This window comes from Nitrospirota bacterium (genome assembly GCA_016207905.1).
In the GTDB taxonomy this organism is placed as follows: Bacteria; Nitrospirota; Thermodesulfovibrionia; order Thermodesulfovibrionales; family JdFR-86; genus JACQZC01.
Genome location: JACQZC010000033.1, coordinates 1 through 11,283 on the forward strand (window position 1 = coordinate 1; position 11,283 = coordinate 11,283).

Below are 11,283 nucleotides of genomic sequence, written 5' to 3' on the forward strand. Positions count from 1 at the left end.
ACTGCAAATGCTACATTCAATCTACATAACTGGAATACGAGCTTACATGCAATAAATGATGTCTCATGCTCTGACTGCCACAAGATTCATGCAGGTCCTGACCTCATAGTGAAGCCGAGGGAGACATTTCAGATGTGTACAGAATGTCACGAGGCTATAAAGTTAGAGTTTTCCCTTCCGAGCCACCATCCTGTGCTTGAAAAAAAGGTTCTGTGCACAGATTGTCATGAGCCGCATGGCGTGATTTCTGAAAAGAACCTGAGAAAAGACACCATAAAGGCAACCTGCACACAGTGCCACGCTGACAAAGAAGGACCTTTCGTATTTGAGCATGCTGACAACACCGATGACTGCTCTTCCTGCCACAGACCTCATGGCAGTCAACATCGGAATCTCCTTACAGCAAGCCAGCCATTCCTCTGCCTTCAGTGCCACGAAGGACATAGGACATCAACTGGGGCGACCGCAGAGCGGAAATCAGCCTTTTATACAAGATGCACAGATTGTCACTCACAGATACATGGAACTGATATACCTTCTGCTATGACAAATGCAACCGGTGCAGGAAAGGGCAAAGGAAGGCTTACACAATGATGAAAAAAGCTTTAATCTTAGGATTCATCCTTACATTAGCCATAAGTCAGCCTGTATTTGCACAGGAAGAGGAGGTCTATAAATTCCCTGAGCTAAAACCCGAATATTCATTTAAATTCGGATACAGGCTTACCAATATAAAAGGCTCTCATAAGGCAGGCAAATTTGAATACCTCAGAAATTCTATAACATTGGGCGGTGAATACATTGCATTCCCCTTCCCTCACAGAATTTATCTTGAAGTGGATGTCTTAAACAAAAAGGACTACTTTGGAGATATAAGATATGCATATAAAGACATTGTGCGTTCAAGATGGCTGAGAAGAACACTTTATCATAACCTTGACAACATCACACTCGTTGACCTTAATACAGGGACTGCCTCTCCTGGTATTACCAGAAATGATGCAGATATAAACTACGGTGTCAGTGTAGGAATAGATACAGTCTTTCTAAGGCTTAAAACTCCTGATTTCCCATTCCATTTCTATATTGACAGTAGATTTATCCACAAAAAAGGCAGTACCCAGCAGATATTCTTAGGAGGCTCAGGATATTTCTCCAGAATTATAAGGGTATCGGAGAAAAGAACTGTTGACTGGACAACTCAGGATGTTACGGTTGGCGCAAACAGCCATCTTGGCCCTCTGGAGGTTGACCTTTCACACTCTGAAAAGAGTTTTGAAGTTGATGGTGGAAGACTTATGGAATACTTCTACACCCCAGGCACATCAGGCAGGGCTGAAGGCACCTATCCCCATCATCTCATCCCTGATACAGAGGGCTCAACGACCACACTGAAACTTCACACATCACATACAGGAAGGCTTTTCGCAGGAACCACCTTATCCTGGGCAGACAGGGAAAACAACACCTCCGGTGCAAAGGCAGATTACTTTGTAGGTGCAGGCACTGTCACATGGATGCCTCTAACAAGGCTTACGGTATTCCTTAAATACAGGCACAGGGAATCTGAAATGAATAACCCTGATACCCTGCCTGCCAATTATTTAGGTTATCCCGGCTATACAGTTGCACTGACAGGTATAAGAGATTCTATATCCACAAAGACAGACAACCTTTCATGGATAATTAGATACAGAGTGATTCCAAAAGTCACACTTAATCTCAGATATTCATATGACCAGTATGAAAGAGGTAAGGGTCAGCTTCAGAAATGGGATCCATCTGCTAAGGAGGATACAATGCAGAAAAATACCATCAATCTAACTGCTGATGCAAAACCCTCAAAGGAACTTAAGCTAAAAGTGGCATATGAGCATCAGGAGACAGACAGCCCTGCCCACAACACACACCCTAACAGAGCAGACAAAGGCAGTGTCTCTGTCACATGGAATCCTGATAAGAGGATAAATGCATTTTTCAATCATGAAATAACAACGGAAAAAAGGAATGACATTCATTATGTGGGACCTTATAATGACCAACTTGACAGAAACGCCATATACAAGGATTCTACCCAGAACTATACAATAAATCTAACCTATGTGCCAACAAAAAGGCTTGACCTTCAGGGAGGTGTAAACATTACAAATAGCAGGGCAGATTTCTCCCCGAACCTCCATGCAGCACTGTATGCGGATGATACAACTAAAGCGTATACATATGATGAGGCGTCAATAGCAAGTTTCTCAAAGCTGAAGATACGAGAGACAGACTACACCCTCTCAGGCGGATATGACCTCAGACATGGCTGGAGAGCAGAGCTGAGCTACAGGTATAGTAAGTTTGATGACCTCATCGAGAACCCTAATAACCCTGAATTTAAAGACAGCATAGCACAGCTCATACTACTAACATTCTCAAAGAGCTGGGAATGAATATATTAAGACTGCTCTCTACAATCCTTTTATTTATAACGCTCCTTGCCTCTCAGACACTTGCGGCTGAAAAGACCATAGGCGTTATTCTGACAGGCAACACCCCTTTTTATCAGGCAATTCACAAGGCTTTTTTAGAGGAGCTTAAAAGAAGGGGCATTAAAGCCGAGATATTGGTGCAAACCCCATCTTCAGAGACAATGGCATGGGTGAATGCCGCAAGAAAGGTCGTTACCGTAAATGTGGATATTATAGTGACCTATGGAACCTCTGCAACAGTAGCCGCTGTTTCCGAGACATCGGAGATACCTGTAGTGTTCTCAGGAGTTTTTGACCCTGAGACAGTAGGCAGAAAGAGAAATGTGACTGGTGCAAGCTCAAAGGTTCCCCTCATAGGGATTGTCAAGCTCTTGAAAGACCTGAAGGATTTTGCAAGACTGGGTATCATATATAACGACACTGAAAAGGACACTGTAAAGCAGGCAACTGAGATAGAGGGGCTTGGCAGTAAGTTTTCTTTCCAGCCTGTCAAATTCAATATAAAAAGACTCGGCGATACCCAAAAGATAAAGGATATAGATGCCCTGATTTTGACGACATGCTGTGCAGCGTTTCAGTGTATAGACAATATCGTGGAGGTTTCCCGAAGGCTAAAAGTGCCAACTGCAACGGCAATCAGTGGAGGAGAGGAAACAGGGATAATCCTTACGGTTTCCGCAGACCCTGTTGAACAGGGCAAAGATGCCGCTGAACTTGTTGCAAGGGTCATTGCAGGAGAGAAACCCTCGAGCATACCGTTTAAGTCACCAAAAAAGGTTGACATGATTATAAATCTCAAGGAGGCAAACGAGCTTGGAATTAAAGTGCCCCTCGATGTCTTGGGCTCTGCAACGAAAGTAATTAAATAAAAATGAATCTTCAGAAGCGTTCTATCCTTATAATTGGCATAATACTCTTTCTTGCCATCGGCATAAATACAGCGGTGCTGACATACATAGCATCCGCAAGGTACAAGCAGGCAATATTGTCAAAGGCAATATCGGTTGCCGAGGGTGTCTCTAATGGGATAGAGAAGGTTCTTATGCTCGGTGTGCCGATTGAGGCAGTAGATGGGCTTAATGAGAAGCTGATGGGACTTCTCGAGGACAAAAGCATTGGCTATGCAATGGTCACTGACATGAGGTCAACTGTTTTGTTTCATACCGAGGAGAAAAGGATTGGGCAAAAACTCGATGATGTCATATCGCTAAAAGCCACTGCTTCGCCTGCAACACTCATTCAGGAAGACAGGGCATATTACGACATATCCTTACCTCTAAAGGATGCAGACGACAAACAGGTTGGCAGTCTCCGTGTAGCTGTTAAATCCGCAGTAATAAAAAAGGCTCTCTATAGGCTTCTTCTCTGGGCATTAGGCATCTCCACTTTTAGCTTTCTTTTGTTTTTGGGGATAATTTATTTCTCTGTATCCAGATTTATAACTGCTCCAATCTCGGATATGGAGGCAGTGGCAAGCAGGATAGCAGGAGGAGACCTGAAAGAGAAAATAAAGGTCAAAGGAAAAGACGAGATAGCATCGTTAGGCAATGCAATAAACATCATGGCGGAAAATCTAAGAAGTATAATCTTAAAGATAAGGGACACCACCGCAGGCATAACCATGGCAACATCTACCATTACAGATTCCTCAAACCGCATCCAAAATGTAGTTGACATTCAAAAAAGGGCAACAAATGAAACCGGTCAGTCCATTGCCGAGATGGACAACTCGATTTCCTCTATCTCCATGAGCAGTGAGAGCCTTTCGGAATCTGCAGGCAGTGCATCCTCAGCAATAACGGAGATGACTGCATCCATATCCAATGTGGCTGAAAACGCAGTGCTCTTCAGCTCTTCTGCAGAGGACTCTGCATCGTCCGTAGAAGAGATGATAGCCTCTATAAAGGAGATAGCAGGAAGCATCCAGCGGTTGTTGACATCGTCGGAGGAATCGGCATCCGCACTCCTTGAAATCAATGCCACCATAAAAGAAATAGAGCAGAGTGCCAATGAATCGGTCAGGCTTGCCGAGAAGGTCTCTCAGGATGCATCCGAAAAAGGCATGACTGCCGTATCTGCGGCCACAAGCGGAATGCAGGAGATAAGGGACAGTGTGCGCTCCCTTTCAGAGGTCATAAACCGCCTTGGCAAAAGGTCAGAGGCAATAGGCAATATCCTTACTGTTATAGACGAGGTTGCAGACCAGACAGGGCTTTTAGCCCTTAATGCGGCTATATTGGCAGCACAAGCAGGCGAGCATGGCAAATCGTTTGCAGTGGTTGCAGATGAGATAAAAGGTCTTGCGGAAAGAACATCTTCCTCTACAAAGGAGATAGCTGACCTTGTCACTGCAGTTCAGAAAGAGACCAAAGAAAGCGTCTCCATGTCAGGGGTAGGCATAAAGGCAGTTGAAAAGGGCATGAACTTAGTAGGACAGTTGAACGATGCCCTCAAGGGAATCTACGAAAGCTCAAAGGTATCGACAGAGATGTCAAAGACCATTCAGAGGGCTACTGCCGAAGAGGCAAATGTGATTAAGCACATAACAGGCTCTATAAAGGAAATGTCCACCCGGGTAGAACAAATATCCAAGGCAACACAAGAACAAAGTAAAGGCAGTATGCTTATCCTCAATGCAATGGAAAAGATAAAGCAAATCTCACAACAGGTAAAGACTGCAACCAACGAGCAATTCAGTGCAGGCAAACAGATAAACACCGTGTCTGACAATGTGTCAAAGCAGGCAGAGGAGATTTCAAAGGCAATTACCAACCAGAAACAAAAAGGCACTGTTATCGTAAAATCAATGGAAAGCATTCAAAAAACAATGGAAGAACTGGCAACCTCTACCTCTGAAATGAATAACTCGATAAGCTCCCTTAAAGAAGGCGTAAATGACCTCCTTAGAGAACTTCAGAGATTCACGGTTTAATCCTATAAATGCAATTATTAGAGTACTTTTAATCCTGTTTCTTTTTATCTCATGCGGCAAGAAAGAGCCTCCACATCTGCCTTCATACGAAAAACCCGAAAGCCCCTCGAGCCTCCATACCATTCATAGGGCAGAGGAGATAGTCCTTTTATGGTCTTATTCAGGAGATAAAAATCTCCTTGAAGGCTTCGATATTATGAAGAAAACCGGAAAAGAGGAAGGATTCGTAAAGATAGCATTCGTTAAGGAAGGCACTCAGTTCAGCGATAAAGAATTTAAAGAAGGCGACATCTATAAATATAAGGTTTCCGCAAGAACCTTAAAAGGGGTCGTCGGTGAAATCTCCGAGGAAATCGCTGTAAACCCAATGCCAACCCCTCCACCACCAACCGAAATCTCATTTAAGATTGAAAAGGACTCGGTAAACATCTCATGGAAACACCCTGAAGGCAGTATTTTCTTTAATATCTACATGAGCAAAGAGAAAGGCAGATATACCTTTACACCCTTGAATAAAACCTTGCTTAAGAGCCCTCTATTCACCGATGCCTTAAACACAAAGGCAGTTGTTTATTACACTGTAAGGGCTTTAACAGACACTCAGATAAGGGATGAAGGCATAGCAGGCGATGAGTTTGCCATAAGTCCTGATGACTACATCCCATCAGCACCCGAGGGGCTTCAGGCAATTGCCATTGAAAAAGGGATTCAGCTTATATGGAAAGAAAACCCCGAGACATGGGTCAGAGGCTATAGGATATACAGATGTATGGTATTTGAACCCGAGTGTGTCTTATATGTGCCAATCGGACACAGTAAGACTCCTGCCTTTTTAGAGAAAGAACAACTCAAAGGAAAACGGCTTTACAGGGTAACAGCCATTGGACCGACAAAAGAAGGGGATTACTCCAGTTCTATAGAGATATATGTTTCGGATTGAGAGATTTACCTGCTTGGGTCGTATCTGTTAAAATATTTCAATGACCGAACCCTACAGTATAAAACTTCCTGTATTCGAAGGACCCTTTGACCTTCTTTTACACCTTATCAGAGAAAATAAGATAGATATTTACGACATCCCCATAGCCCAGATTACAAGACAATATCTCTCCTATATCGAGATGATGAAGGAGCTTAATCTTGAGATTGCAGGTGAGTTTCTTGTTATTGCCGCAACACTTATACATATAAAATCCCGAATGCTCCTTCCTGTAGAGGAGACACTGGAGGTAGAGGAGCCCGAAGACCCAAGGCTTGAGCTTGTCCAGAGGCTGATTGAATATCAGGCATTCAAGGATGTAGCCCTTGGGCTTAGGGAAAAAGAGGATGAATGGCAGTTTGCATTCGGTAGACATGTAGAAGAAAAAGAGGAAGAAGAGGAGGAGCTTTATCTTTTTGATGTCAATATCTTTGACCTTCTCAGTGCCTTTAGAAAGCTCATCGAGAGGGCACCGCATACCATAGAGGCTATATCTAAAGAAGTGCTTACCGTAAAGGATAAAATGTCATTTATTATAGAGGCACTTGAGAATAAGGATGCAGTAGAATTCGAAGAGCTTTTCGGGGACGCTGTTTCGAGGGCACACCTTATAGTCACATTCGTTGCCCTACTTGAGCTTCTGAGGCTTGGCATTATAAAGGCATATCAGGAAAAAGACTTCAGTCCCATATGGATTATAAAGCCTTCCGAGCAATAGTTATTTACTGTCTTTACAAACTACATTATAATAAACACAGATGGAAACCGAGTTTCTAACTGCACTGGTTTTAATGCTTGGAGTCTCTGCCCTATCTGTTTTTCTTCTTGGAAGGCTGAGGATACCTTCGCTTATAGGCTTTATCGTAGCAGGTGCACTTATTGGCCCGCATGGCTTGGGGATTATCGGAGATATTCGGAATGTAGAGATACTTGCCGATATCGGAATTATACTTCTTCTTTTTACGGTAGGAATAGAGTTCTCGATAAGGAACCTTCTTAAGATGAGAAGGGCTGTCATATATGGCGGTGGAAGTCAGGTATTGCTTAGCATAATGGCATCCACAGTGGCGGTTTATGCATTTACAGGGGACCTCGGAAAATCTATTTTTGCAGGATTCCTCATTGCCCTAAGCAGTACTGCAATAGTTCTAAAGCTACTTCTGGAAAGAGGCGAGATGGATTCCCCCCATGGCAGGATGATGGTTGGGATACTGATATTTCAAGACCTCTGCGTTGTGCCTTTTATGCTTTTAATCCCTTTCCTCACAGGCTCTCGCATAGACATGCTCACCATTGGTCTAACGATGTTAAAGGCAGGGGTTATCATAACACTGGTTCTTATTAGTGCAAAATGGATTGTGCCTAAAGTCCTCCATCAGGTTGTGCACACAAGAGGCAGAGAGCTTTTTACAATCACAATCATATTTCTGTGTCTTGGGATTGCCCTTTTGACATCGAAGTTTGGACTTTCTCTTGCATTAGGTGCATTCCTTGCAGGACTTATAATATCGGAATCAGAGTATTCCTATCAAGCAACATCGGAGATATTACCATTTAAAAACAGCTTTCTTGGAATATTTTTTGTTTCGGTTGGTATGCTAATTGACACAGGTTATATAGGAGACAACCTCCTGAAGATTATCGTAGCGGTTCTGGTCATATTCGGTATTAAGGCATTGACAACAATTGCCTCTATGCTTTCCATAGGGAACACTCCGAGGGCATCCTTGCATATTGGCATTGGACTTATGCAGATAGGGGCGTTTTCCTTTGTGCTGGCAGTGGCAGGGAAAGAGGTAGGACTTATACAGCAAGACACTTATCAGATGTTTCTTTCTGCATCCGTAATAACCATGGCACTGGCACCACTCCTACTTAAATCCGCACCTGATGTGTCTGCATGGCTGACAGCTAAAAAACCCCTTAAACGCTTAAGCAGACTCAGAAAAGAGGAGATATTCCCAAAAGGACGCTCGAATCATGTCATTATTATTGGTTTTGGCTTAAATGGCAGAAATCTGGCTAATGTCCTTCGGAAAACAGACATACCTTATGTCATATTAGAGCTAAACAGCGATACAGTCGGAGAGGAAAAGAAAAAAGGTCAGCCAATTTATTTTGGAGATGGAACTCAAAAAGAAATCCTCGAAAAATTAGGCATCAAAGAGGCAAAGGTCCTCGTTGTTGCCATCTCTGACCCTGTCTCGACAAGAAACATCGTAGCAGTAGCGAAAAAAGAAAACCCCAGAATTCATATCGTTGTCAGGACAAGGTATCTCTCGGAGGTAGATGACCTCAGAAGCTTGGGCACAGAGGAAGTCATACCAGAGGAGTTTGAGACATCCGTAGAGATTTTCTCGAGGGTTCTTCACCACTACCGTCTGCCGATTAATGTAATCACGGAACATACGGAAGATATAAGAAAAGACAGCTATAGGGCTTTAAGAACTACGGAGCTTCCCAAAAGACATCTCACAGAAAGACACGACATGCTCTCCGAGATAGAAACAGAGACATATATTATAAAAGAGGATTCTCATCTTAGCGGTCACTCCTTAAAAGAACTCCAGATGAGGACAAAAACAGGATGCACAATCCTTGCAATTCAAAGAGGCGATATAGTGCACCAGAACCCCAGGCCTGACTTCGCCCTCAAAAAACAAGACATCATCCTTCTTGTAGGCAAGAAAGAGGATATACAGAGAGCAATAACCTATATGGAGTCAGATAAAATGCTGACGCTTAAATACCACTGAGGAAAAACTTCTTTGCCTACACAGGACATAAATATAGATGAGACTAAAACCAATCTTATGGCAGATATAAAGTATCTTACGGAAGTGGTAGGTGAAAGAAGCTATATGGATGTAGAAAAACTGAACATGACTGCCGATTATATAGAAGAGAGATTCCGCTCTATTGGCTGTGATACAAAAAGACAGCCATTTCAATATGCTGGAAATACCTACTGGAACATAATCTGCGAGATAAGAGGCTTGAGTGAGCCTGATAAGACAATCGTCATAGGTGCACATTATGACACTGTCTCAGGCACTCCGGGGGCAGATGACAATGCGAGTGGTGTGGCAGGCATTATCGAGCTTGCAAGACTTTCCCTAAAAAACCCTCTGCCCATGACGATACATCTCGTTTCATTCAGCATAGAAGAGCCACCCTTGTTTAGGACAAGGCAGATGGGCTCTTATGCATATGCAGAGAGCCTTCGTAAGGAAAGGGCAAATATCATCGGTATGGTATCTCTCGAGATGATAGGATATTTCTCTGAATCCAAAGGCACGCAATTTTATCCACTTCCGTTTTTTAGATGGTTTTACCCTGAAAAAGGAGATTTTATAGCATTTGTGGGAAACCTGAAATCGAGGGCATTTACGAGGAAATTTAAAAGTGCTTTTACAAATGTATCGAGGATACCTGTGGAGTCCCTTAACGCAGTGAGCCTCGTTCCTGGGGTGGATTTCTCGGACCATAGCTCCTTCTGGAAATTCGGGTTTCCTGCATTTATGATAACTGACACTGCCTTCTACAGAAACCCAAATTACCATGGAAGAGGAGATACTGCCTCGACATTGGATTATGAAAGGATGTCAGAGATTATAAGAGGCATTTATATGGCACTAAAATTAATTTAAGCTAACCCTGTCCTGCCAAAATAGAAATGTCCTAAAAAGAGGCTATAATTTTCCTTATAGGACATTTCTAAATTGGCTTGAAAATGCAGCAAAAATCTCTTGACAGGAAGGAAGTGGCGGATTAATATAATGCAACTGTCCCGATGCTTCGGGATTCCTACTTCAATGAAGGGAAGGGACAACATACCCTCAGGATTAAGGTCATTCTGGCTTGTCCAGAATCTTTCTTTTGATTCCGAACAAGTCGGAAGGATTCCCGACAAGCGGGAATGACAGCGAAAACGGACATTATTATGCAGGTATTAATAATTAGAATTCAAATTTTATTTTATGGAATTAAGTAACTCTCGTGTTTGATGGTCGTTGGGATTTATTTGTAGTGCCATTTCTAATTCTTTGCGTGCTTTATCTAAGTCCCCTTTGTCGATATAAACAATGCCGAGATTATAATGTGCCTCTATAAGGTCTGGCTTCAGTCTTACAGCAGATTGGTAGTGTTTTATGGCATTGTCAATTAAGCCTTTTTCTTCGTAGACAGCACCGAGGTTGTTGTATACCCTTGCCTTGTTAGGAGACTTCCTTGCCACATCTTCCCAAAGGCTTATCTCGCTTCCCCACACAGTATTCCGTTTATATGTGGCAGGTGAAAGCACAAGTGGCATCAAAGCCAAAAATGATAATATGACTTTCTGCGTCTTCTTATTCTTAAGCCTTTCTGTAAATAGAAATGCCCCTGTCACTATGGCAGTAAACACTCCTATTGACGGCAGATAAACCCTGTATTCATTAATCCACATTGGTATTGGTATGATGGAGGACTCAACTGAGAGTGTTACAAAAAACCAGAATATTCCAAATGCGATAAGTCGTAAGGCGGTATTCTTAGTTCTTGAAAGGTAAAGGAGATAAACCGAAGAAATGAAAATGAAAAAAAGAAACACAAAAGACAAAAATACCTCTCTCTTAAAAAAGGAATGAAATATCTGGTAATCGTAACCGCCAGTTCAATGAGGAAGTGCAACACTTGGGGCTACGAAGGAGTTACCCTAAGTGTTTATGGAGAGACGATATAAGCTACTTAATTTGGAATAGAGGGACAGGATAACGTAGTTGAAGGCAAGGGGTTTTAGCCTGAGGGCGATTGCAGAGGCGTTAGGACGGTCGCCGAGCACCATAGCACGGGAGGTGGGGCGTAACAGTTCACCGTCCTATATGCTCTATATGAGCCATAGGGCACACGATAGGGCG

Annotated in this window: 10 protein-coding genes; 9 read left to right on the plus strand and 1 reads right to left on the minus strand. The window is 42.9% G+C overall.

What is annotated here, in order from left to right; translation table 11 throughout:
* The 8 genes from HY805_03960 to HY805_03995 all read left to right on the plus strand — a co-directional run.
* Nucleotides 1-594, plus strand: a 594-nt coding sequence (locus HY805_03960) for a DmsE family decaheme c-type cytochrome (protein ID MBI4823371.1), incomplete at its 5' end; no start/stop codon positions are given.
* Complete coding sequence (locus HY805_03965) at nt 591-2,435, plus strand: hypothetical protein (protein MBI4823372.1); 1,845 nt, start codon at nt 591-593, stop codon at nt 2,433-2,435. The genes HY805_03960 and HY805_03965, both read left to right, overlap by 4 nt.
* A complete protein-coding gene (locus HY805_03970; GenBank protein ID MBI4823373.1) occupies nt 2,432-3,343 on the plus strand; it encodes an ABC transporter substrate-binding protein in 912 nt (303 codons plus the stop codon). The genes HY805_03965 and HY805_03970 overlap by 4 nt, the downstream gene beginning before the upstream one ends.
* Nucleotides 3,344-3,345: 2 nt before the next feature.
* Nucleotides 3,346-5,406 (plus strand): HAMP domain-containing protein, encoded by a 2,061-nt coding sequence (locus HY805_03975; protein ID MBI4823374.1) that lies wholly within the window; start codon nt 3,346-3,348, stop codon nt 5,404-5,406.
* Nucleotides 5,369-6,346 (plus strand): hypothetical protein, encoded by a 978-nt coding sequence (locus tag HY805_03980; GenBank protein MBI4823375.1) that lies wholly within the window; start codon nt 5,369-5,371, stop codon nt 6,344-6,346. The genes HY805_03975 and HY805_03980 overlap by 38 nt, the downstream gene beginning before the upstream one ends.
* A 40-nt stretch (nt 6,347-6,386) precedes the next feature.
* Nucleotides 6,387-7,103 carry a segregation/condensation protein A gene (locus HY805_03985; GenBank protein MBI4823376.1) on the plus strand — a complete coding sequence of 239 codons (717 nt, stop codon included), beginning with the start codon at nt 6,387-6,389 and terminating at the stop codon, nt 7,101-7,103.
* A gap of 40 nt (nt 7,104-7,143) precedes the next feature.
* Nucleotides 7,144-9,141: a cation:proton antiporter gene (locus tag HY805_03990; GenBank protein MBI4823377.1), complete on the plus strand. Its 1,998-nt coding sequence runs from the start codon at nt 7,144-7,146 to the stop codon at nt 9,139-9,141.
* 12 nt (nt 9,142-9,153) lie between these two features.
* Nucleotides 9,154-10,035 carry a M28 family peptidase gene (locus HY805_03995; GenBank protein ID MBI4823378.1) on the plus strand — a complete coding sequence of 294 codons (882 nt, stop codon included), beginning with the start codon at nt 9,154-9,156 and terminating at the stop codon, nt 10,033-10,035.
* A gap of 323 nt (nt 10,036-10,358) precedes the next feature.
* Here the strand turns inward: HY805_03995 and HY805_04000 are convergent, their stop codons facing one another.
* On the minus strand, nt 10,359-10,976 hold the full coding sequence (locus HY805_04000; protein ID MBI4823379.1) for a tetratricopeptide repeat protein: 618 nt from the start codon (nt 10,974-10,976) through the stop codon (nt 10,359-10,361).
* Between the two features lie 169 nt (nt 10,977-11,145).
* On the opposite strand from HY805_04000, the gene HY805_04005 reads away from it, so the two are divergent.
* Nucleotides 11,146-11,283: helix-turn-helix domain-containing protein (locus tag HY805_04005; GenBank protein MBI4823380.1), on the plus strand; the 138-nt coding region annotated here is incomplete at its 3' end.